This is a genomic window from Pseudorhodoplanes sinuspersici, from assembly GCF_002119765.1.
In the GTDB taxonomy this organism is placed as follows: Bacteria; Pseudomonadota; Alphaproteobacteria; order Rhizobiales; family Xanthobacteraceae; genus Pseudorhodoplanes; species Pseudorhodoplanes sinuspersici.
On sequence record NZ_CP021112.1, the window covers coordinates 2,370,018 to 2,393,385 of the forward strand.

Sequence of the window (23,368 nt, forward strand, 5' to 3'; positions counted from 1 at the left end):
CAGGAGCCGGCGAATGACGATATCGCGCTGATTCCGTTTATCGGAATCATGTTCCTTACAATGGAGTCTACTGATCCAGCTGCGCCAGCGCAATCCAGTCGATGCCGTATCGAGCTTATTTGTCTCACTCGCCGCGATCGATCTTGTCACGAAACTGCGGCGCTTGCCGGGAGGAAAAGGCCTGCACGGCGGCCGCCAGATCGAAGGATGTTGCAAGCCGCGCGCCACCTTCGCGCGCCATTGCAAGTGCCTCCGTTTCGCTCAGGTCTAAGGCCGCGTCGATCGCGCGCTTGGCATATTGCATGGCAAGCGCCGGTCCGGCCGCCAACTTCCGCCCAAGTGCCATGCTTTCCGCCGAAAAATCGGCCTGCGGCACAACGCGTGCAATGAGTCCCCAGGCGAGCGCCGTCGCCGAATCGATCGGATCGCCGAGCAGCATCAATTGCCGCGTGCGCGCTGGACCCACCAGACGCGTGACCCGCAGTGTTCCTCCCGCGACCGGCATGGCGCCGAGCTTGATTTCCGGGAGCCCGAAGCGCGCGCCTTCGCTTGCGAGAATAAAGTCGCAGCATACAGCAAGCTCAAGTCCGCCACCGAGCGCGAACCCTTCTACTACGGCCAACGTCGGCTTGCGGCAATGGGCGAGCCGATCGAACAGCTCTGCGTCGCGCTCGAGCTGTGCAAGCGTCTTTTCTGCCGAGCCGAGCGTTTGTGAGATTTCGCCAATGTCGAAGCCGGCACAGAATGCTTTCGGGCCATCCCCGCGCAGGATGATTGCGCGGATGCTGTCGTCATTTTCGAACTGACAGATGCGCTCCAACAGTTCCACGCGCATCGCGGCAGTAAGCGCGTTCATCGGCGGCGCCGAGATGATCGCGGTGGCGATGCCTTCCGCGACGTCGACGATGATATGACCCATGACGATCCCTACGTCCGCAAGGGACGCCTTGTTCAGTCGATCTCGATGCAGACCTTGCCGACATGCTTGCCGGCCTGCAACCAGGCCAGCGCCTCCGGAAGTTCAGTCAGCGGAAAAACCCGGTCGACGACTGGCTTGATCGCATGGTGTTCGATGGCGCGCAGCATGTCCGCAAATTGCCGCCGGTTGCCGAGCGCGACCCCCACGACCTTTAGAAGGTTCATTGTGATCAGCGGCAAGGGCAGATCGAGCGATGGTCCGGCGACAACCCCGATCAATGGGATGGTTCCACCGAGCTTCGTGGCGCGGATGGACTGCTTGATGGTACCGGCGCCGCCCACTTCAACCACAAGGTCGACACCGCGGCCTTTCGTGAGTTTACGCGCAGTTTTTCCCCATTCGGCGTCGTCACGATAATTGATCACGTGATCGGCGCCAAGAGAGCGCAATCTTCGGAGCTTTTCTTCGCTGGATGACGTTGCGATTACAGTGGCGCCTGCGGCCTTTGCAAATTGCAGGGCGAACAGCGACACGCCACCGGTCCCCTGCGTGAGCACAACATGCTCGGGTCCGGTCTTGTGCGCGGCGCGCACGGCGCTCCACGCCGTCAATGCCGCGCAGGGCAGCGTCGCCGCCTCTACAAAGCTGAGCTGTGGCGGGATTGGGAGGATCGCATCGCTGTTGAAAACGCGATACTGGCACGCCATACCATCGGCGAGGCCACCCGGCGCATCACGCAAAAGATAGTCCTGCGGCTCGCCATTCTGCCAGAACGGGAAGAAGCAGCCGACCACGCGATCGCCAACCTTCCATTCCTTCACGCCCGCACCAATCTCGGCGATCTCGCCGGCGCCGTCGGAGAGAAGGATCAGATTCTCACGCCGCTGCATTGAGCCATATTTGCCGTCGAGCGTGAGCAGATCGCGATAGTTTAACGATGCGGCATGCAGGCGCACCAGCACCTGCCCGGGACCGGGCCTTGGATCGGGCAAGTCTTGCAGGGCCAGGTTCGAAAGACCCAATCCGCCCATCACCATGGCTTTCATCAACCGACTCCGTTGCTCGCAGACGCGCTGATACCGGCGCTCCTTGGATCACACGTCATGGAACTTGCGATTGTCCCTTGCCATCTCGAGCAGCATCGCCGGCGGCTCGTAGCGGCCGCCGAAAAGATCGGCGAGTTCGTGGGCGCGGTGCGCGAAAGCCGATGCGCCCACGCGATCGACAAAAGAGAACACACCGCCAAGATGGGCGGGAAAGCCCCAACCAAGCACTGATGCCAGATCACCGTCGATCGGCCGCGTGACCACGCCGTCTTCCAGCGTGCGGATCGCCTCAAGCGATTGCGTGAACAGCAGCCGGTCGCGCACGGTTGCTTCGTCGAGCGAAGACGGTTTCGTACCGAGGCAGGCGGAAAGGCCATCCCACGGCTCGCGTGTCTCGCCATTATAGGTGTAGATGCCGTTGCCTTTTGCCTTGCCGACGCGTTCGTCCGCGGCAAGTTTAGCGACTGTCTCGCGCGCAACACTGCCGCGATCGGCTGCGCGCCGACCATTGCCACGCATAGAAGCAAAGATGTCCTTCAATAGCGGCATGGTGACGAGATCGCAAAGTGAGATAGGGCCCATGGCGAAGCCAGCATTGACCGCGGCATTATCGATGAGCTGGGGTGTCACTCCATCGGCGAGCAGGTTCATCGCCTCGCTGGAATAGGTCGTAACGACACGGCTGGTGAAGAAGCCGAGGCCGTCATTCACCACGACGGGCGTTTTGTCGATGCGCTTCAGGAAGTCCAAGGCACGCGCGAGGATCTCATCCGACGTTGCGCCTGCTCTGATGACCTCGACAAGCTGCATGCGCTCAACCGGCGAGAAGAAATGCAGCCCAAGAATACAGGAGGGATCAGGTAGAGCCGAGGCGAGATTGGTGATCGGGATGCTCGAGGTGTTGCTCGCGATTGGGGTGCCAGGCCGGATCGCTGCGGCAGCCTTGGCCAGCACGTCACGCTTGAGATCCGGACGTTCGAAAACCGCTTCCACCACGATGTCGCTTTGGCCGATATCGGCGTAGCTCATAGTCGGGTAGATGCGGCCGACGACATCCGCCACCGTCCCGCGTAAGTGCCCCCGCTCGTGGTCTCGCTCGGCAATTCGTGTAATGGCATCTTTTGCCTTGGCTGCGATGTCCGCCGAAATATCGACGAGATTGACCTCCATGCCAGCCATGGCAGAGACATACGCTATGCCGCGTCCCATCACGCCGCCGCCGATCACGGCGACGCGCGCTGGCTTGCTCACGGGCACGTTCTTCGGGCGCATCTTCATGGCGCGGGCATTGGCGGTACCGACGAACAGCGTGCGAATCTTGGCTTTGGCATCGAACGATGCCGCAAGCCGCGCAAAATGCCGGGTCTCGATGGCGATGCCGGCATCGATACTGCGCTCGGTACCGTGGTGCAGCACCTGCAATATTGCTTCGCTCGCGAGATCGCAGCCGGCGCTGCGCTTGTGCAGCCGCGCCCAGCTCGCGAGGAAGAATTGCCGGCCTTCGGGCGATTGCGGCGCGAAGCCCGGGAGTCTGAAGCTTTTCATGTCCCACAGCTGTGCCGGATTTGAGCTGGCCAGCACCCAGGCCTTCGCCTCGTCGAGCAATCGCTCGGGCTGGACGATGGCATCGATGAGGCCGGCGGCCAATGCATCCGCTGGCTTCAGCCGCTTGCCTTCGAGCAAGAGCGGGGTCGCCGCGGCAAGGCCGATCAGGCGGGGGAGGCGCTGCGTACCGCCGCCGCCGGGCATCAGCCCGAGCGTTACTTCGGGCAGGCCGAAGCGTGCAGAAGGTTGATCGGCGGCGATGCGACGGTGACAGGCAAGCGCCAGCTCAAAGCCGCCGCCGAGCGCCGTGCCGTTCAGCGCCGCGACCACAGGCTTGCCGCCGGTCTCGAGCTTGCGAATAGCCTTCAGGAACGGAGTGACGATAGCGATAGCATCCGCCGGCGTTTGCACTGCGCGCAGTTCGTCGAGATCGCCGCCCGCCAGGAAATCCCGTTTGTCTGATGACAGCACGATGCCTTTGACAGACGGCTCGGCGAGTAGTTCATCGATCAGTGCCGCAAATCGTTCGTTGTCGGCGCGGCCGAGTGTATTCACCGGCCCGTCGCCGCTGAAGAGAACGAGGACGACGCCGTCGCCGAGATTCTTTCTTGTAATCATGCGCTGTTCTCAAACCCGTTCGATCAGCGTGGCGACGCCCATGCCAAGACCGACGCACAGCGTGACAACGCCATGCTTGCCGCCGGTGCGCTCAAGTTCGTCCAGCAGTGTGCCGGTCAGGATCGTACCCGTTGCACCGATCGGATGGCCGAGCGAGATGGCGCCGCCATTGACGTTGACCCGGTCATGCGACACGCCGGTCTCCTGCATGAAATGCAGCACCACTGACGCGAAGGCTTCATTCACCTCGAACAGATCAATATCGTCGAGAGTCAGACCAGCACGTGAAAGGCATTTGCGGGTAGCGTCGACCGGAGCAGTAAGCATCAGACACGGATCGCAGCCGACCGTCGCAAAGCTCACAAAGCGCGCGCGGGGCTTCAAATCGAGTTCGCGTCCCAGTTTCTCTGATCCCAGCAGGATGGCGGAGGCGCCGTCCACAATCCCCGCCGAGTTTCCGGCCGTGTGAACATGATTGAGGCGGTTTACCTGCGGATAACGTTTGCGCACGGTGTCGCCGAAACCGCCTTTGGTCGCCATGCCCTCAAAGGCGGGCTTCAGCTTGGCGAGCGAGGCTACGTCGGTATTTGGACGTGGGTGCTCGTCGCGCGCAAGACACAGCGTGCCGTTGAAGTCGTTCACGGGGATAATGGACCGTGCAAAGCGTCCGTCGTTCCAGGCACGCGCCGCTCGCTTCTGCGATTCCACGGCATAAGCGTCAACATCGTCGCGGGTATGGCCATCGAGTGTGGCGACCAGGTCGGCGGCGACGCCGAGCGGCGCGTAATTGGTAAGGGTGTTGAATTCGGCGTCGCTGCCCCAAGGTCCGCCGGTACCCCCAATCGGGACGAGCGACATCATCTCGACGCCGCCCGCGATCATGCAATCGGCTTGCCCAGCCATGATGCGCGCGGCTGCCGCATTCGATGCGTCAAGCCCGGACGAACAGAAGCGCGTCACGACGGAGCCGGAAATGCGCTCGTCAAAGCCCGCGCGCAGCAGCGATGAGCGCGCAAGGTCGGCACCCTGGTCTTCAACCGGATCGCCGCAGCCGAATACAACATCGTCGATATCAGCGCGGTCGCAGCCGGTGCGTTCGGCAAGCGCCGTCAGCACGGTGGCGCCAAGGTCGATCGGAGATAATGTATGGAGACCTCCGCTCGGACGGCCGGCGCCGCGCGGCGTCCGCAGCGCGTCATATATGAATGCATCGGCCATCGTGGATCCTTCCCATCCTGCTGGTCGGAGGCCACCAAGGAATATTGTTGTTCCGATAAACGGAATTACATTTCAAAATGATAGCGGCTCGGCTGATCGCTTTCAAGGCGCATAATCGGTTCAGACCTGTGAACTGCGAGGGTCGGAGGTCGCTGCGAGGTCAGAGAGCGAGCGACGTGATGCAGCGATCCATGGACCGATGCGCCATGGATCGTGTTGATGCACGGCGTCGCGGAGGCAAGCGACGCCTGGTTCGCATGGGTCGTGCCCGGCGCATTACGCGACCGCCACGTCAAGGTCGGTCAGCATATCCCACCCGACCCCGATGGGCTGAAAGCCTACCTCGATCGTTTCGTGGAAGCCTACACCGCGCGGCCTTCGTGTAGTGCGCCGCTTCCTTCATCGTCGACCAGCCGAAGATTGCCATGCGTTGGCGCTCGGTCGCGCCGTTCTCGGCAGCGATGGCCGCGCCCGTCTTGCGCAGGCCGTGCGCGGTGCAGTGAGGCCCGCTTCATCGCAACGCTTGCGGAACCAGTTGCCGCGCGGCTGCGTTCCAGTGCCCTGATCGCCAATGTTTCCGGCAGATAGAAGCACTGCGTCAGCATTTTTTCCGACGGCACCGTCCAGCAATCTAACTCGAAGGCCTCGCCCGGTTGCAGGACGAATGTCACGATCGGTGCATTGATATGAGCGTTGTCGGTATGCGTTTTGCTCTGGTCGATCTTGCCCTCGGCAAAAGGCTTCGCCCTATTCTCAAGGAAGTCGGCATGCTGGGAGATTTCGTCAACCTTTTGGCGCTTCCGGTATTCGCCGGGCTCGCCCGGAATCGGTGCCGGGCGCTTGAACACGATCGCGACGGGAAGCGGATTGTTCCCGTTCCTGCCTTCAGCTTACTTGAGGCGATGTTGCTGCTGGGAGCATCAATGGGTCTCGCCAACAGGATGCGAACTGACCAGCACAGCGGCAAGGACGCAGGGCTCAGTGCCGCGCACGCTCCATGAGTGGTTCGTGCCGCGCTGAATCATGACGTCGCCCGGCTTCAGCAGCGTCTCGCCATCCTCCAAAATCGCGTAGATCTCGCCCTTGAGGATGATGAGGTAATCGACCGTAGCCGTCTTGTGCATCATCGGATCGGCATTCGAACTGTCTTTTGCGTGTCCGGCGCCGATCGATTCAAAAGCCTTTGTCGCGTCGGCACTGTTGCGCCATTGCGAATCGGGCGGAAACTCGACGATCCGAAGAATCGTGCCTTTGCTTGGCGGCTCGAGATGCACAGGCCGCGTCACCGCATCGGCATTGCCTTCGTTGCTCGCCGGCGCATCGGTCGTTTCCCACAGATCGGTGAGCGCGAGCCCGGGCATCGATTCCATCTCCTTCACATTGTTCGCATACCCATCCATCACGAAACACGATTTTCCGCTGTTGTTGTGGCCCGTCACCACACGTCTCACGCGCCAAACCAAGGGACACTCCTGCTGCTTGAAATCCGTTGTTGTTTCGATCGTTCGCGCTCGCGGCTTACATCTTGCCACTGACATAGGGATATTTCAGATCGCCCGATTTCAGTGTCTGTGGCCACAGCACGGGAGCGCGGCCCGGTTGGCGCCATTGATCGATGCCGGAACCGTCGATCCCGCGATATTGCACATAGAGGATGCGGTCCTTTTCCCACTCGCCGTTTTTGGCAAACTTGATCTTGCCGACGGCGGTGTCGAAGGTCGTGCTGTGCATGTGTTGCGCGAGCTTCGCTTGGTCCAGACTTCCTACTGCCTTGACAGACTGCTCCAGCACCTGCATCGCCGCATAGGCGTAAGGCGGCAGGTAGAAGCCGAGCTGATCGATCTTCTCCTGTGTGGCACGCGTGGTGTATTTGTTCAGGAATTCCGTGATTAACGGGAAGTCGATGCTCGGTTCCGGCACATAAAGTTCGTAGCCGACCACGCCATTCAGGAGCGGTCCAAGTTGCGCGCGCACCGCTGCGAATTGCGGTCCGATCATGCCGCCGCCGAACATGCCGGTGGTGAGACCCTGCTCGTTGACCGCGCGTATGATTCCGACTGTATCGATCGGATAGGACGCCAGGAAAACGAAATCCGGATTGGTGGCCTTTATGGCGCGTACAAGCGGGCTGAAATCCACTGTCGAAGGCGGGTAGGCGCGATCAAACACGATCTTGAAGCCAAGTCGTTTTGCCTGCCGCCGCGCGCCCTCCAGTGCGAGTTGTCCAAATTCCGCATCCGCTCCGAGCATCGCGACGGTCTTCGGCTTTGGATTCATGCCTGCGGCGAGATCGAAATATCCGCGCGTGAATGCGTCGGCGGGATCTTCGCCAAGCGGGGCGATCTGGAAATAACGGTCGTAATTGAACCGTTCGTTGGCATTGAGTCCGATGAGCGACATGAAGGTCATGCCCTTCTGCATAACCAGTGGCATCGCCGGAGTGATCATGTTCGTGCCGTAGCCTGAAACGACTAGATCGACCTTGTCGACATCGAGCAGCTTGGCATAGATGCCTGGCACATTCGCCGGCGCGCCCTGGTCGTCGTAATAAACGAGTTCAATGGGCCGGCCGAGCAGGCCGCCGCGGGCATTCACCTCTTCCGCCCAGATCTGCATTGAGATGAGCGCCGCCTTGCCGTTGGCGGCGAGCGGGCCGGTCAGCCCGAGGCCAAACCCAATCTTGAGTTTGTCTTGTGCGTGAGCGCTGCCGGTCACCAGCATCAACGCCGTGACAACGCACACGCTGAGACGCTTCATGAAACGCAACATCGAAATCCTCCCGTCTGCGGCATCCCGGCTTCGATCCAGGACGGTTGCGCCCCTCTTTCCGGAGGCTATCGCGACTTTATTCGATGTTGTACAACATGACAATATTTTTGTACGATCGTATAAATCGCGTCGCGTCAGAGGCCCATGGACGAACGAACCACACCCGAAAGAATCCTCGATGCGGCCGAAATGCTGTTCGCAGAGGACGGGCTGCACGCCGTATCAGTGCGGCAGATCGCGGCTGCCGCCGACGTGCCGATTGGCCTCATCACCTATCACTTCGGTACCAAGGACGGGCTTTATCGCGCGGTTTTCGAACGACGCTCGCCAACGATTGTCGAACAGCGCCTTACCGGCCTGCGGATCGCCGAAGACGAACCCGATCCTGGACGGCGGCTGGAGCTGATCGTCAAGGCACTCGTGCTGCCGATGGTGCGGCTTCGCCTTCTCGATGAACAATCGCGCTTCGGCCGGCTGATGGCACGCGAGGCCAGCGACCCGAATGCGTTTGAGCGGGGGATCATTCCGCAGATATTCGACCCCGTGGCGCAGGAGGTGGTTGCAGCGCTGTCACGCGCGCTCCCGGATCGGAGCAGAACGCAGATCTATTGGGGCTATCAGTTTATGCTCGGCGCCCTGGTTTTCCTGATGTCCGACACCGGCCGCATCGAGCGGCTGTCGGGCGGGCTATGCCGATCGCAGGATGCTGAAACCGTATCGCGTTATCTCGTCCCGTTTCTGACTGCTGCATTGCGCGATGGCCTTGCAGCAACGCCACCCGGCGATGACGCTCCGTCAAAGACAATTCGCAAGCAGCAATCCGTGACAAAGGGCAGGAAGCATGAAACTCGTCACGTTCGTCCCGCCAAGCGGCAAACCGCGGGCGGGCGCTCTGGTCGATGAATCGGGAACGATCGTCGATCTCGCGTCCGCGTACAACGAAATATACGGCGAAAGCGCACCTGACCTGGAGCAGGTTTTGGCGATTATCGAAGGCGGCGATGATTCGCTCGATCGCGCATATGAAACGCTGAAGAAACACCCGTCAGATCACGTGTACCGTTGTACGGACGTCAAGCTCCTTGCGCCAATCCCGCGCCCGCCGCAAATGCGTGATTGCCTTTGCTTCGAGTTGCACCTGGTGCAGGCGTTCAATGCGGCGCGGCAACTCAAGGCGAATAACAGTCCTGATCCTACGGCAGCCCTTGCGGAGATGGAGCGCACCGGCGTGCTCCGGGTGCCGAGCACATTCTACGATCAGCCGATATACTATAAATGCAATCGCTTTGCGGTGATCGGAACCGACGAAGACGTGCTGTGGCCGAGTTATTCGCGGGTACTCGACTTCGAACTTGAATTCGGCTGCTTCATCAAGAAAGCGGCAAAGGACGTGCCGGCCGCGGCGGCGCGAGACTACATTTTCGGCTACACGATCTTCAATGATTTTACAGCCCGCGATGCGCAGACCGAAGAAATGGGTGGGCAACTCGGGCCAGCCAAAGGCAAGGATTTCGATACCGCCAATGCGATGGGCCCGTGCCTCGTCACCGCCGACGAGATGAAGGACCCTTATAACCTGACGATGATCGCGCGTGTGAACGGCGAGGAATGGGGCCGCGGAAAATCCGACTCCATGCATTGGAGTTTCGAGGACCTCATTGCCTGGATCTCTCGTTCCGAAACGATTTATCCCGGCGAATTCTTGGGATCCGGCACTGTCGGCAATGGTTGCGGCCTCGAGCAAATGCGGTTCCTGCAGGCCGACGACATTGTCGAGCTTGAAGTCGAGGGAATCGGCGTGCTGCGCAATACCATGCGCAAGCATTTCTGAAGCGACAGGGTTCAACCGACATGAATCTGGCGCAGCACCTTCACGATACCGGACGCAAATATTCAGAGCGGCCGGCGCTGGGGTTCGGTACTGCTATCGTGTCGAACTATGCAACGCTTGCGAAACGTGTTGCACGTCTCGCTTCCGCTTTGCGCGATGAATTTGACCTGGCCGTTGGTGACCGCGTCGCCATCGCCTCCTCCAACACGCCGGAATATCTGGAGACGCTGTATGCCATTTGGCATGCGGGGTGCGTAGGCGTGCCCGCCAATGCCAAGCTGCATGGCGCGGAGCTTGCCTATATTCTTGAACATTCCGGCGCGCGTGTTTGTTTTGCCTCGTCCGACCTCGCATCCACCATTGAAGCTCATGCGCCGCATTCGCTCGAACGGATCATTGTTCTCGGGGGGGCTTCCTATCAGGCGCTCCTGACGGCCGACGCAGTCGATATAACGGACCGCCAGCCCGACGATCTCGCCTGGCTGTTTTACACCTCCGGGACCACAGGCAAGCCGAAAGGCGCGATGCTGACTCACCGCAATCTCACGACAATGGCCCGCGCGTATCAGGACCAGGTCGATCCCATCAGCCCCGGCGATTCATTGTTGCACGCGGCGCCGATGAGTCACGGGTCCGGGCTCTACATGATCCCCTATGTCATGCATTGCGGCCTCAATATCGTGCCGGAATCCGGAGGCTTTGATCCGGCCGAAATCTTCAAGCTGATCGAGGCCTGGCCGCGCTCCTCGATGTTCGCGGCTCCCACGATGGTGAAACGGCTGGTCGACCACTCCGGAGATTGCCGCGCCGAAAATATCCGCACCATCATTTGGGGTGGTGCGCCGATGTATGTGGAAGATACAGTTCGGGCGATTGACCGGTTCGGCCCGCGCTTCGCGCAAATCTATGGGCAGGGTGAAAGCCCGATGACCATTACGGTCTTGCCGCAAAGCGATATCGCCGATCGCCGCAATCCGCATTGGCGCGAACGGCTGGCCTCCGCAGGACGCGCCTTTTCGTGCACGGATGTGATCATCGGGGACGAGAATGGGCAGCCCGTCCCGCAAGGTGTTTCTGGTGAGATTCTTGTTCGGGGCGATCCGGTGATGGCCGGCTATTGGCAGAACGAAGAGGCCAGCGTCGCGGCTTTGCAGGATGGCTATCTGCATACCGGCGATGTCGGCGCTCTTGATGCCAATGGCTATCTGTTCCTGAAGGATCGCTCCAAGGATCTGATCATTTCCGGCGGCTCGAACATCTATCCGCGCGAGGTGGAGGAGGTGCTGTTGCGTCATCCCGGTGTGCGGGAAGTCTCTGTGATCGGCCGGCCTGACCGCGAATGGGGTGAGGTGGTGGTGGCCTATGTGGTAGGTGACGCCAGCCCGGTCGATCTCGACAGCCTTTGCCTGAACGCCATAGCGCGCTTCAAACGGCCAAAGAAATACATCTTTGTCGACACGCTGCCCAAGAACAATTACGGTAAGGTGTTGAAGACGGTATTGCGCGAACGAGAGTCAGGCCACCCCTAACCCAAACCTGCTGCTTGATCCGCGTTTATCCTCGCGATTGGCGGATATCCCGATATGCCTAACCCGGCTGTATTGTCGCGGTGTGCAAGCCATGATCCTCTTGAATGCAGTGCTGAAAGCGCTCTCGGATTCATAGCCGAGCGACAGAGCGATGACCGAAATGGAATCGTTGGACTTTGATAGCTTCTCTCCAGCCAGCAACATCCGCCACCGCGTAAGATATTCAATCGGCGTTTCTCCAACCTTGTCTTTGAATTTCTGAGCGAAGGTGGACCGCGACATTCCTGCGCACTCCGCTAGAGCGTCCAATGTCCAGCGCCGCGCCGGATCTGAGTGAATCGCGCTGATCGCCGCGCACAACTGCTTATCTGCAAGAGCGTAGAACCACCCGGTCCCGCCTTCGATACTGTCAGTCAGGTGCAATCGCAGGGCCTGAACCAGCATCATGTGAGCAAGGTGTTGTGCGACCAGAAAGCTGCCTGGCTGCCGTGCGTGCAGCTCCTGCATCATCCGCTCCACCGACCAGCGCAGCGCCGCCTGCTCTGTTTCTTTCCGGATATGCACAATGGGTGGCAACATCCGGAGCAGGACATCGCCATGATTGCCGCTGACGGCGAAGCGGCTGCCGACCAGAAAGAAATCACCGCCGCCATTGTATGTGACGACACCGCCATCCCGTGCCGGTGGAAAAATTGTGCCGGCATCGACAGAAGGCAAAGTCATATCGCTGGCCAGACGGAAAGGCCGCCCGCTCGGCAACACGAAGCAGTCTCCTGCCTGTAGGCGCACCGCGTCTGCAACACCGTCCACGCCGAGCCAGCACGCGCCGGAGATCACCGCATAGCATTTGATACGACCATGCTGATCGGAAAATTGGATCGACCAATCGCCGCCCGCATCGAAGCCAGCGGACACATAGCTGCGTGGTTTCAGCAGCGACAGCACATCTGAGAGCGGATCCATAGGCACCTTTATTTCCGCAATCGTTCGGACAGTCCATATATCCGGCCATGTATCCGGACGATTGCGAAGAAAATACGGACTTTGCAGCATAGCTCGTATTTCTTCGGGCTTCTAATTTGGGAGCATCTCGTAGAGGTGATCCCGCGTGTCATGCACGCATCTGACCATGATCGCGACAATTTTAGGTGTGGTTCGCCGGTTGACCGCGCGAGCAGCCAACAAGCCGCTGCTAAGCGGATGGAGAAACATTCATGACAATGTTTACGATCAATAGGCAGGCAGTGAATGTCGCCGCCGAGCCCGATACACCGCTTCTCTGGGTAGTTCGGGAGCATCTGAAACTCACCGGCACCAAATTCGGCTGCGGCATCGCGCAATGTGGCGCCTGCACCGTTCACGTTGATGGCGAACCGACACGGTCTTGCCAGACCCAACTCCAGGACGTCGCGGGTAAAACCGTAACAACGATCGAAGGTCTATCTCCGAACGCCAGTCATCCACTGCAGAAAGCCTGGATCGCCGAGCAGGTGCCGCAATGCGGCTATTGTCAGTCCGGTCAGATCATGCAAGCGGCGGCACTTCTCAAAGACAATCCCAAACCCACGCGCGAACAGATCATCGAACACATGGATGGCAACATCTGCCGCTGTGGGACCTATGTGCGAATTATCAGCGCCATCGAACGCGCCGCGCGGGAGGCTTGAACGATGACGAGAACACTGCAGCTAAGTACCGGCACACTCTCACGGCGCAGCTTTCTCGTCACACTCGGAGGGACCAGTGTCGCGGTCGCGTTCGGCAGTCTGTCCGATCGTGCTTTCGGGGCTATTGTGGCGCCGGCGATCGAGGGCGATTTCCAGCCGAATGCATGGGTGAATATTGCAGCCGACGATAAGGTAAGCATCATCTCGCCCGCATCCGAGATGGGCCAGGGCATCATGACAACGCTGCCGCTGCTCATTGCTGAAGATATGGACGCCGATTGGGACAAAGTTCGCATCGTCCAGGCTCCGTCCGACGCGAAGAAATACGGAAACCCGGGCTTCTACGGCATACAGCTCACCGGCGGTAGCGAATCCACGCGCGGCTATTACGAGCTGCTGCGTCTCGTCGGCGCGCAGACTCGTAAGATCATTCTGGCGAGCGCAGCCGGCATGCTGAAGGTTCCCGTGAGGGAGCTCGCAACCGAGCCCAACAAGGTTGTGCATAGAAGATCGGGCCGCTCGCTCAGCTACGGTGATGTCGCAAGGTTAGGAAAACTCCCAGACCCGCTGCCGCAGGCGACGAAGGCCGATCTGAAGCCGTTGGCCCAATGTCGCTATATTGGCAAGTCGAGCGTGCCTCGCATCGACGTGCCTTCCAAGGTCGACGGCAGTGCGATATTCGGCATCGACGTGCAACTGCCGAATATGCTGTACGGAGCCGTGCTGCGTGCGCCGGTACAAGGCGAGAGGCCGGAGGTGATCGACGATGCCGCGGCCAGGGCCATAAATGGTATCACGCACATTGTTGTGCTGCCTTATGGCGTGGGTATTATCGGCGAAACGGTAGAGGCGACAAAGAAGGCCAAGGAATTGCTCAAAGTCACCTGGAGCAATTCGTCGCGGATCCGCAACTACACGAGCGATCGTCTGCTGGAACAATACCGCAGCATTGGCCGCGATCTCACCAAAATTGGCGTCAATGCTTTCGCGGAAGGTGATGCACTGGCCGCAATCTCGAAGGCCACCACGGTCATCTCAGCCGATTACATGAGCGATCATGTCTACCACGCAACGATGGAGCCCATGAATGCCACGGCACTCGTGACAGGCGAAACCGTGGAAGTGTGGGCTCCGACACAGGGACCAACGGGCACGCAGGGCTTTGCCGCGAAGGTGGCCGGCACTACCCCTGATAAGGTCAAGGTGAACACGACGCTGCTTGGCGGCGGTTTCGGACGCAAGGCTGAGGACGACTTCATCATTGATGCCGTGTCGCTGGCCAAGCAGGTGAAGGGCCGCCCAGTCAAGGTCATCTGGAGCCGCGAAGACGACGTCCAGCACGACAAGTACCGGCCGCTCGAGGCGCAACATGTGCAAGTCGGACTCGATGCCAATGGCAACATCGTCGGTTGGCGTCACCGCATCGTGGCAGATTCCGTTTTCGCCCGCACGATGCCCAAATTGTTTGAGAAGGAGAAAGGCCACGACGATGTCGTGACCGAGGGCGCGCGTTTCAACTATGCCGTGCCGGCACATCAGATCGACTACATCCGCCAGGATAATGGCCGCGACGTCGGCTTCTGGTTCGCGGTCGGGGTTGGTTACACTAGGTTCGCCATCGAATGCGTGATCGACGAAATCGCGACCGCCAAGAACGTCGACCCTTTGGCACTCCGGTTGCAGCTCCTGAAAGATCAGCCACGCGCGCGCAAGGTCATCGAGACTGTCGCCCAAATGGCGGAGTGGAACCGCAAACGCGATGGACGTGCGCTCGGCCTCGCCTATTCCGATGCCTTCGGCTCCCATTGCGCACAAATCGCCGAGGTGTCGCTCAACCGGCAAAGCGGCGAGATCCGCGTGCACACCGTGTGGTGCGCTGTGGACGCAGGAATTGCAGTCCAACCGCTCAACATCGAATCGATGATGATCACCGGGATCACAAACGGTGCAAGCCATGCGCTGTTCGAGCAGATCAATATCGTCAATGGCGAAGTGCAGGAATCGAACTTCGACACGTATCGAGTAATCCGCATGTCCGAGGCGCCTGACATCAAGGTCACCGTGATTCCGTCATCTGATAATCCGATTGGGGGCATTGGCCAAGCTGGCCTTCCGCCGACCGGGCCCGCGATTGCCAACGCGGTAGCGCGGCTCACCGGCGGCGTGCGGCTTCGGCACTATCCATTCCTGCCGGAGCGGGTGAAAGCGGCGCTCAACGCCTGAATTCCAAAGCTTGCTCTTTGTCTTATTGCTGCCATCGCGGCTGCGGGCGCAGTCACGGTGCATAAATTCAAATATAGGGGGAAAGTCGTAGTGCGCATCTTCGTCACCGGAGCTACAGGCTTCGTCGGCTAAGCCGTTGTTCAGGAACTCATTAGCGCGGGTCATCAGGGCTTGCCCGCTCGGTTGCAACCGCTACCGCTCTTCTCGTCCCGACCAACGCGAAGAGCGCCGCCTACAATCCGCTGCTCGAAGTCCGTCGCGGTCAGTGGGAAGTGCGCGACGTGCAGAACGTGGCCGACGTGCTGGTCGATCCGGAAGGATCGTTGGAGAGACGGATCATTGGGAGAAGACCAGTCACGCTGCCGGTGTAGCGTCCTTTCTGTCTGATCCTAAGCGTCCCATCGAGACCACGCTGGTCGCGATGATGACCACGCCGCACCTTGGCAAGGAGGGACCGCACCCCGTCGTCGCTTCCGCCGCGAGAGAGTTGCTTAACAAGTCCGACAGCGCTCGATCTCGTCGTTCCGCTTTCTGACCTCAGCCGCACCAAGCCGTTGATCCGCCGATCCTCAACCAGATCGACCGTCGGTTCACCGAGGACCTCCACACGACGACGCGTCGCAACGCCTATCTCGGTATTCGCGAGGCCGTTGAGTCATTGTAAAGCATACAAGCGACGCCGGGCGCGTTGTCTTGTCCGGTAGACGACAGCAGATCGCACTCTCTCTTCGAGAGACCAGATTTTTGACCCACATTGCTATCATCACCGCCGACACCACTCGCGCCATCATCGGAATCGAGCTCACGTGCTCTATCGACGGATCGCTGTCACAAGCATCACAACATAGGCATCGGTGGCGTGGAATTCGACGATTACTTCGCCCGGTTGCGGCTAACTTGTCATCACACTAACCTCGTGCTCGGCTCTGACCTTACCCTGCGGCTTCACCAACGATGGCCTGCCGGTCGTGCTGCAGATCATGGGGCTTCGCGCACGACGACAGAGGCGATCCGTCGAGCGATACAGTCAAGAGAGCCTTACGCCCAACAGCCGACGACAACGCCTAAATGCTGAGAGGCTGTTGTGCTTATTTGATTTATCGCGCGGGAATGTAGGGCACCTCAGCCGCCGCACTTCGGCAGCAGAGTTGTTACATCGCGGACCAGAGCAGGCAGGGTCTGTTCCGCCGCCCGCTTGCCGGTCACGAGGCTCTCGGTGTAGTTCTTGACCACCTCGATGATTTTCAGGGAGTTATCGCCGGGGAACGAGGTCCATTCGGTGAGAACCGGCAACTGCTGGATGCTGGTCGTGTGGTTCTGGTTCTTGCCATAGAAGTCGCCAAGCATTTCTGGCTTCTTCACCGCGATCTCGTTGCCTGGCATATAGCCCGTATAATTGACCATTAGGGTCTGGCCGACTGGGCCGGTAACGAATTTCACATATTCCCAGGCCGCCCTCTGACGCTCGGCATCTTTTGCGAACACCATCGCCACGTTTCCACCCGCTGGCAGTTTGCCGTCGGTCGCAGCGAGGGGGAAGACGATCGTCTTAAAGGAAAACTTGCCAGCGATCTGGCGCTCTGCCGCGGCCACATAGGACGTCGAATCCGCGAGGATCCCGATTTTGCCCGCAACGAAGGACTGCCGCGCCTGGCCGAGCGCGAGGTTGGGCATGCCCGACTTGCCGAAGGCTTCCAGCGTCTTCAGCGCCCACATGCCCTTGTCGTCGTCAAAGGCGACGCTGCAGCCATCTGCCTTCAGGATGCGTCCGCCTCTGCTTGTAACCAGTGACTGGAACAGCCAATTCCCAGTCTGCTCCCACTGATAGTAGACGCCGGTGACCGATGTGCCGGCGTTCGCCTCAATCGCCTTGCCTGCCGCGAGAAGTTCGGGCCAGCTCTTGGGCAGCGCCGCGACATCGATGCCCGCTTTTGTAAGGAGGTCGGTGTTCACGTAAAGCACCGGGGTGGAAACGGCGAAGGGGAGGCCATAGAGTTTACTCTTCCATGTCCCGAGCGTTGCGAGCGTGGGATAATAACCCAGTGTGGCAAGGCCTCCATCTTGCGCGGCGAACGCATCCAGCGGCGTCCCAAGCCCTCGGTCCACGAACAGCCCGATCTGGTTGATGCCGTTGAACGCCACGTCCGGGAGGCGGCCTGTGATCTGGTCGCGCAGGATCTGCTGCGCCGCTTCTTCGTAACCCGCCACCGGATTGCGGAACTTCACCTTGATATCGGGATGCGCCTCGGTGAAACGCTTTGCCAGTTCCTGATGCAGTGCATTGAAGGTGCCGGGCGTGGTGTAGAGCACATCCAGCGTGATCTCCGCCCGAGCGGAATTCGCGCTTATCGCCAGGAACACGGCGGCGCCTGCGACGGTCATCCGGTTGAACATGTGGGGATCTCCAGTTGGGGTTACTTTGTGATCGTGACGGCGAGGCCGTCGATGAAGCGGCGTTGCGCGAACAGGAAGCCGAGGAGGAGTGGCGTGACGATGATCACCGCGCCGGCCATGAGCGGGCCTAGGAATTGCCCAGCTTCATCGTCGCGAAAGAGCAGGATGCCGAGCGCCGGCGTGGATATTTCCTCGCTGCGTACTGCGATCAGCGGCCAGAACAGATCATTCCAGTGCGCCACGACGGAGAAGATGCCAAAGGCGGCCAGTGCTGGTGCGCTCATTGGGATCATAATGCGCCAGATGATTTCGAACTCGCCGAGCCCGTCGAGCCGCGCGGCGTGGATGAGGTCGTCGGGGATGGAGCGGAAGAATTGCCGCAGCAGGAAGATGCCAAAAGCGGAGATTACCCAGGGCAGAATCAGCGCTGCATAAGTATCCAGAAGTCCGAATACATACAGCATAACGAAATGCGGAATCGCGAGCGCTTGTGGCGGCACCAGCAAACCCACCAGCACAGCCGAGAACAGCGTGTCGCGGCCATGAAAGCGCAGTTTCGCCAAGGCATAGGCGCAGGGAACGCAGACCAGAAGCTGTAAAGTAAAGATCGCCGTGCAGATGATGAGGCCGTTCAGCAGAAAGCGGAACATCGGTGCTGCAGTGAGCGCAACGCCATAATTCTCGATGCCGGCGAAGGTGGTCGGCCAGAGGCGGAATTCGGCTTGGAAAATCTCATCCGGTGGCTTGAGCGACAGGCTTACCATCCAAATGAAAGGCAGCAGCGCGAATGCCGCCGTGCCAACGAGAAGGACATGCCGTGCGAGGCGGCCTGCCAATCGGCGGGGGGTGGAATGCGCAATCACGCGTAGTGGACCCGCCGCTCGAGGAGTTTGGCTTGCGTTAGCGTAAGCGCGACGACAATAGCGAGATAGAAGACGGTCAACGCTGCTCCGTAGCCAGTGCGCAGGAAATCGAAGCTCTCGGTGTAGAGCCGGTGCAGCAGCACTTCGGAGGCATAATTCGGCCCGCCTTGGGTCAGCACGCGAACGCTGTCGAACACTTCGAAGGCGCGGCTCGCCGTAAGGATGACGATGAACATGATGACTGGCCCGAGCATGGGCAGGGTTACGATGCACAGGCGGTCCAGGATGCCGTCGGCCCCGTCGATAGCGGCCGCGTCATAGAGCTGCTGCGGTATGGACTTGAGCCCGGAGACGAATAGCACCATGGCGAAGCCGAAGCCCTGCCATATGCCGATCACGGCGAGGGCGATGAGGGCCGTGCTCTCGTCCCGTAGCCAGTTCATCCCTGTGATGCCGACCGCGGCCAGGGCGCGGTTCACGAGACCGATCGTCGGGTGGAGCATGGTGCCCCAGACGATCGCCATGGCCGACATGGTGGACATCACTGGGAGGAAATGCATGGCGCGGTAGAAGCCGCGCAGGCTTGGACTGGCCTCAATCACCAAGGCCACGACGAGGCCGAGAAACACCGTGCCGGGTACGACGAGCGCGACATAGAGAAGCGTGTTGCCCAGAGCCTTCCAGAAGGTCGGATCATCGAACAGCGCCGTGAAATTCGTGAAGCCTATAAATTGAAAGCTGGTACTTCCCAGTTGCCAGTCTGTTAGAGAGAACAATACGACGGCGGCAGCCGGGCCGAATAGAAGACCGATCAAGAGTGCCAGCGCAGGCGATACAGTGAACCAGCCGACCTTGGCTTCGCTCGATCTCGTTGCGGCGCTTTCTCTTGCAGGGGGCCTGACAGGGCGGTTCTCATCGAGGGCTGTCACGCTCATGCCGCCGCTCGCTCAATGCCGTTGAGGCGCCGCCCCAGGCTGTCGAATTGCATGAGGCGGGCTGGGTCAACCGATAGGCCGACAGAACGGCTCGGTTCGAAACGTGGTGCGTCGGGACGTGTACGTATCACGATCGATCCCGCATCATTCGCGAGCGTCACATTCAGAAAGATGTCCGAGCCGAGATTCTCGATGCTCGCAACGACCCCACGGACTGCACCATGGCTGGGAGCAGCGATTTTTGGGTCCTCAGGACGGAAGGCTATCTGTGTCGCTTTCTCATGCATGCCCGCAGGCAGCCCACCACCGAGCGCGATCCAGGATGTGCAAGAGACGACGTTGATCTTCGGACTGCCGATCATCTCGGCGACACGTAAATCCTGCGGATCGCGATAGAGCACTTCGGGCGGCGCGACCTGCAGCAGTTCTCCTCCCAACATCACGGCAATCCGGTCCGACATTGTCATCGCTTCGGATTGATCGTGGGTGACATAAACGAACGTGACACCCAGACGGCGATGCAGCGCCGTGATCTCGGTGCGCATCTGAACCCGCAGCTTGGCATCGAGATTGGAGAGTGGTTCGTCCATGAGAAAAACGGCAGGATGCCGCACCATCGCGCGGCCGAGCGCAACCCGCTGACGCTGTCCGCCGGAGAGCTGGCCCGGCTTACGATGGAGCAAATGCGCCAAGTCGAGCATGGCAGCAGCCTCTTGGACTTCGGTGCGGATTGCCTGCTCCAGGCGGCGTCGACGTGGGAAGGCATAGCCGAGCAAGGGCAGCCTCTCAACAAAGTTCAGACGCCGGGCGCGTAACGGAAGAGCGATATTGTCGAAGACGGTGAGGTGAGGGTAGAGCGCGTAAGTCTGGAACACCATCGCGATGTCCCGTTCCTTAGGACGTTCATCGTCCACGCAATTTCCGCCCATGCGAACTTCACCACTATCCTGAGCTTCCAGCCCGGCAATGATGCGCAACAGTGTTGATTTCCCGCAGCCGGAGGGGCCGACAAGCGTAAGGAATTCGCCGTCATGAATATTCAGCGAAACGCGATTGACGACTGCGTGTTCACCGTAGCTCTTTTCGATGGCGCGCAGTTCGAGTTCAGCCATGGCTGCTTCCCATCAACGGCATCTGAAGCGGACGCCCATCCATGCCTGAAATCGGGAGTCCAAGATGAGTGAGGATTGTCGGTGCGATATCGACGACGCAGGCGGGATCGGATCTGACCGCATCCGTACCGAAGCCTTGTCCGGCAATCATAAGGAATGGCGCCTGTTCGCTTGCGCCAAGTCCGCCGTGCTGACCCGCCCCGATAACGTCGGCCTTATCGCCAGCGCGCTGTGCGGTAAGACTCGTGCCAGCTATGCCGAAGCAGTTCGGAGCATTGCTTGAGCGCATCGAAAGCGCGAAAATCAAACCATGCTCCGAAGCTTGTCCGATCGACGGCAGATCATTCCTGCTGATAACGGTCTCGGCCCAATCGCAGCTGGCCAGGAACTCCGAGATCAAAGATTCGCGCGCGGAGAGATCGGGATGCAGGTAGATGAGCGCCGACGTGCCGTTGGAGGCGACAATGACATCACCTGAGTCGAGGCTGTCTTTCAGGCCGGCAGCGATAAGTTCAGCCTCGATGTCGATCACACCCTCGACGGTCTGATGGCCGTGGTCCGACCCAACCAGAAAAAGGACCTTCTCGCTTTCCGGAAGAGTGGCCACCGCGTCCATAACGCGTCCGGCATTACGATCCGCCTGTTGGAGAACGGCGATGTGATCAGGTGAGCCGAGGGGTTTTGCGTGTTGGGTTGCATCAGGCTCCCCGAGCCAGAGGATCGCCAGGGCGGGCACGTTCGAACGCGTGAGCACTGCCTCGTCGATGAAGCGCTGGGTCATTGCCCGCTCGCCCGCTTCATCAAGCGTGACGCGAAGCTGCTTTTTCTCGGGGACGGGAATGCGGCCGGGACCAAACGATCCGGCGCGGTGATAGACGTGACCATACCCATCGGGATCGTGGGCATACGCTGCGCCGGGCGACACATTATTAAAGACGATGGCGCCACCGCTATCCTTGACCCGTTCAGCCAGTGTCGGAACGTGGAGCGAACGGCCGGTCACCCGGCGCTTATGCTGAAGGAAGTCGGGATGGCCGGCATCGTGCCGCACGAGGTGACCGTCTTTCAGGAGCGCCATTGTGTTGCCTTGCAACCCGTGGCGAGCGGGATAGCAGCCGGTGGTGAGGCTGGCCGAGACGACGCGCGTGCAGGAGGGGAAGATTGTGCGGTAATTGGCAAACTGCTCTGACTGTCTGGCGAATGCCGCAAGATGCGGGGTGGTCTCGGTTGAGATGAGATCACGTCGCAGGCCGTCGAGAATGACGAGGATGGCGCGATGCATGTTCACGTCGCCACATCGTTCAGCAAAACGGAGAAGACGTCGTAGTTGCGAAGCTGTAACGGCACGGGGACGTTGTCTTTCAGCGGATGCGAGAGAATGAACGGGACGACCTGTTCCTCGAGGCCGCCATGGGAACGCAAGCGTTCGCCGGAAAGCTGCGACAAGTCGTGGTCGCGCGCATGGGCGCCCAAAGCGACACCCTTCCTCGCCACCACGGCGATATCTCCCTCGCGATCGGCCGGAAGGTCGAAACGCAGGCATGCCTCCTCACGTGGTGAGGCCATGGCCACACCGGGTGTCTGCCGAATGACATCGATCACCTCGGAGTGGGACAGCCCGGGCCGTTGAAGGTGGACACGGACAAAGCCCCCGAGTGCACCGTGATGGCGAACGAAGGGATCGGTAATCGGGCAAATAACGCGCGTCGTGCCGGGGCCGAACGCGGCGTCCAGCAGATCGCTGAGATAGATGACGTTGGGCGCGCCGTCCGCAACCGACATATCGCTCATGCCGTGGTCGGCAACGATTCCGAGGCGCGCGCCAAGCGAAAGGATCTGTGCCAGTCGCTGGTCCACCTCACGCATGAATTCTAGTGCTTCCGGCGCATGCGGTGCGTGCTTGTGCTGCACGTAGTCGGACAGCGAAAGATAGGTCAGTTCCGGCCGTTGTGTCTCAAGCAGGCGGATTCCGGCATCGAGGACGAACAGGGAGAGGTCGGCGGAATATTGGTCCGGCGCACGGCGCCCCACGAGCGCTTCGATCTCGGCAACGCCGTTCTCGGCCTCGCTCGCCTCGTCGGCTTTTTCAGCCGAAAAGGCGATGCCTTCGAGCCCATCTCTCACAAGCCCATGACCCAAGGCCTTGCGCAATTTGTCCTTGGCGGTGACCGCGGCAACTTTCGCGCCAGCTTCCGAGAACCCCGCAAGGAGTGTCGGCGCGCGCATCGGCGTCGCATCGACCATCATGATCTCCGCACCGGTTTCACGATCGAGGTAGAAGTTGCCGGAAACGCCGTGAACGGCAGGCGACACGCCGCAGACGATCGACACATTGTTGGGGTTGGTGAAGGTCGGCATCGCAGCAAGCGCCAAAGTGGCAAAACCCTCGCGCCGCATGCGGTCGATGGTAGGGATGACGCCGGCCGCACTTGCCGCTTCGATATAGGCGGGATCACATCCGTCGAAGCAGACGACGACCGCCGGTTGTTTCGGCCACGCATAAGTGCGCCCGTTGGCGGTGACGGCCGGTCGGTCGGCAGTATGGGAAAATGTGTCGGACGTCGCCCGGTTCGGCCGGCTCATCGGAATATCCGTGGGTTTTCCGTTGTGAGGCTTCTGATGTCTGTTGGCAGGGATAGGTAGCAACGCCATGCGACACATTTGTGACTTAAGAGGTACATTTGATCCCGTTTGAAATT

Annotated in this window: 19 protein-coding genes and 1 pseudogene; 6 read left to right on the plus strand and 14 right to left on the minus strand. The window is 60.2% G+C overall.

Translation table 11 applies throughout. The features are described 5' to 3' along the window. Positions 1 to 124: 124 nt before the first annotated feature. From CAK95_RS11495 to CAK95_RS11525, 7 genes are all read right to left on the minus strand, one after another. The gene (locus tag CAK95_RS11495; RefSeq protein WP_086088045.1) at positions 125 to 919 is read right to left on the minus strand and encodes an enoyl-CoA hydratase/isomerase family protein; all 795 of its coding nucleotides are present in this window, start codon (positions 917 to 919) and stop codon (positions 125 to 127) included. 32 nt (positions 920 to 951) lie between these two features. After that, complete coding sequence (locus CAK95_RS11500; RefSeq protein ID WP_086088046.1) at positions 952 to 1,965, minus strand: zinc-dependent alcohol dehydrogenase family protein; 1,014 nt, start codon at positions 1,963 to 1,965, stop codon at positions 952 to 954. Positions 1,966 to 2,013: 48 nt separating this feature from the next. Next, positions 2,014 to 4,128: a 3-hydroxyacyl-CoA dehydrogenase NAD-binding domain-containing protein gene (locus tag CAK95_RS11505; RefSeq protein WP_086088047.1), complete on the minus strand. Its 2,115-nt coding sequence runs from the start codon at positions 4,126 to 4,128 to the stop codon at positions 2,014 to 2,016. Positions 4,129 to 4,137: 9 nt separating this feature from the next. Beyond that, positions 4,138 to 5,346 carry an acetyl-CoA C-acetyltransferase gene (locus CAK95_RS11510; protein ID WP_086088048.1) on the minus strand — a complete coding sequence of 403 codons (1,209 nt, stop codon included), beginning with the start codon at positions 5,344 to 5,346 and terminating at the stop codon, positions 4,138 to 4,140. 362 nt (positions 5,347 to 5,708) lie between these two features. Beyond that, positions 5,709 to 6,194 (minus strand): hypothetical protein, encoded by a 486-nt coding sequence (locus CAK95_RS29150; protein ID WP_157699596.1) that lies wholly within the window; start codon positions 6,192 to 6,194, stop codon positions 5,709 to 5,711. 72 nt (positions 6,195 to 6,266) lie between these two features. Beyond that, positions 6,267 to 6,785, minus strand: coding sequence for a cupin domain-containing protein (locus CAK95_RS11520; protein WP_147413639.1), 519 nt, complete (start codon positions 6,783 to 6,785; stop codon positions 6,267 to 6,269). Between the two features lie 79 nt (positions 6,786 to 6,864). Beyond that, positions 6,865 to 8,115, minus strand: a complete 1,251-nt coding sequence (locus CAK95_RS11525; RefSeq protein WP_198343830.1) for an amino acid ABC transporter substrate-binding protein — start codon at positions 8,113 to 8,115, stop codon at positions 6,865 to 6,867. Positions 8,116 to 8,259: 144 nt separating this feature from the next. On the opposite strand from CAK95_RS11525, the gene CAK95_RS11530 reads away from it, so the two are divergent. From CAK95_RS11530 to CAK95_RS11540, 3 genes are read left to right on the plus strand one after another with little or no spacing between them, the layout of a single operon-like run. Next, a complete protein-coding gene (locus tag CAK95_RS11530; RefSeq protein ID WP_086088050.1) occupies positions 8,260 to 9,018 on the plus strand; it encodes a TetR/AcrR family transcriptional regulator in 759 nt (252 codons plus the stop codon). Beyond that, positions 8,957 to 9,946 (plus strand): fumarylacetoacetate hydrolase family protein, encoded by a 990-nt coding sequence (locus CAK95_RS11535; protein ID WP_086088051.1) that lies wholly within the window; start codon positions 8,957 to 8,959, stop codon positions 9,944 to 9,946. The genes CAK95_RS11530 and CAK95_RS11535 overlap by 62 nt, the downstream gene beginning before the upstream one ends. 20 nt (positions 9,947 to 9,966) lie before the next feature. Then, a complete protein-coding gene (locus tag CAK95_RS11540; protein WP_086088052.1) occupies positions 9,967 to 11,475 on the plus strand; it encodes an AMP-binding protein in 1,509 nt (502 codons plus the stop codon). On the opposite strand, the gene CAK95_RS11545 is transcribed toward CAK95_RS11540, so the two are convergent. Then, positions 11,461 to 12,438 (minus strand): AraC family transcriptional regulator, encoded by a 978-nt coding sequence (locus tag CAK95_RS11545; RefSeq protein WP_086088053.1) that lies wholly within the window; start codon positions 12,436 to 12,438, stop codon positions 11,461 to 11,463. The two genes, CAK95_RS11540 and CAK95_RS11545, sit on opposite strands and share 15 nt — an antisense overlap. 251 nt (positions 12,439 to 12,689) lie before the next feature. Here CAK95_RS11545 and CAK95_RS11550 point away from each other — a divergent pair, with 251 nt between their 5' ends. The 3 genes and pseudogenes from CAK95_RS11550 to CAK95_RS11560 form a co-directional block, all read left to right on the plus strand. Continuing rightward, positions 12,690 to 13,142 (plus strand): (2Fe-2S)-binding protein, encoded by a 453-nt coding sequence (locus CAK95_RS11550; protein ID WP_086088054.1) that lies wholly within the window; start codon positions 12,690 to 12,692, stop codon positions 13,140 to 13,142. Between the two features lie 3 nt (positions 13,143 to 13,145). Then, positions 13,146 to 15,365: a xanthine dehydrogenase family protein molybdopterin-binding subunit gene (locus CAK95_RS11555; protein WP_086088055.1), complete on the plus strand. Its 2,220-nt coding sequence runs from the start codon at positions 13,146 to 13,148 to the stop codon at positions 15,363 to 15,365. A gap of 200 nt (positions 15,366 to 15,565) precedes the next feature. After that, positions 15,566 to 15,999 (plus strand): annotated as a pseudogene (locus CAK95_RS11560) (conjugal transfer protein TraG); the annotation flags it as partial. 488 nt (positions 16,000 to 16,487) lie between these two features. On the opposite strand, the gene CAK95_RS11565 reads toward CAK95_RS11560, so the two are convergent. Genes CAK95_RS11565 through phnA form a run of 6 tightly spaced genes read right to left on the minus strand, consistent with a single transcriptional unit; the run spans position 16,488 to position 23,252 of the window. Next, positions 16,488 to 17,759: an ABC transporter substrate-binding protein gene (locus tag CAK95_RS11565; protein WP_086088056.1), complete on the minus strand. Its 1,272-nt coding sequence runs from the start codon at positions 17,757 to 17,759 to the stop codon at positions 16,488 to 16,490. A gap of 20 nt (positions 17,760 to 17,779) precedes the next feature. Next, complete coding sequence (locus CAK95_RS11570) at positions 17,780 to 18,619, minus strand: carbohydrate ABC transporter permease (protein WP_425349706.1); 840 nt, start codon at positions 18,617 to 18,619, stop codon at positions 17,780 to 17,782. After that, positions 18,619 to 19,557 (minus strand): carbohydrate ABC transporter permease, encoded by a 939-nt coding sequence (locus CAK95_RS11575; protein ID WP_086088057.1) that lies wholly within the window; start codon positions 19,555 to 19,557, stop codon positions 18,619 to 18,621. The genes CAK95_RS11570 and CAK95_RS11575 overlap by 1 nt, the downstream gene beginning before the upstream one ends. Further along, complete coding sequence (locus tag CAK95_RS11580) at positions 19,554 to 20,669, minus strand: ABC transporter ATP-binding protein (protein WP_086088058.1); 1,116 nt, start codon at positions 20,667 to 20,669, stop codon at positions 19,554 to 19,556. The genes CAK95_RS11575 and CAK95_RS11580 overlap by 4 nt, the downstream gene beginning before the upstream one ends. Continuing rightward, positions 20,662 to 21,951 (minus strand): alkaline phosphatase family protein, encoded by a 1,290-nt coding sequence (locus CAK95_RS11585; RefSeq protein WP_086088059.1) that lies wholly within the window; start codon positions 21,949 to 21,951, stop codon positions 20,662 to 20,664. Before CAK95_RS11585 ends, CAK95_RS11580 begins: the two co-directional genes overlap by 8 nt. A 2-nt stretch (positions 21,952 to 21,953) precedes the next feature. Next, entirely contained in the window at positions 21,954 to 23,252 is a 1,299-nt protein-coding gene (phnA, locus tag CAK95_RS11590) for a phosphonoacetate hydrolase (RefSeq protein WP_086088060.1), read from the minus strand. Positions 23,253 to 23,368: the final 116 nt, after the last annotated feature.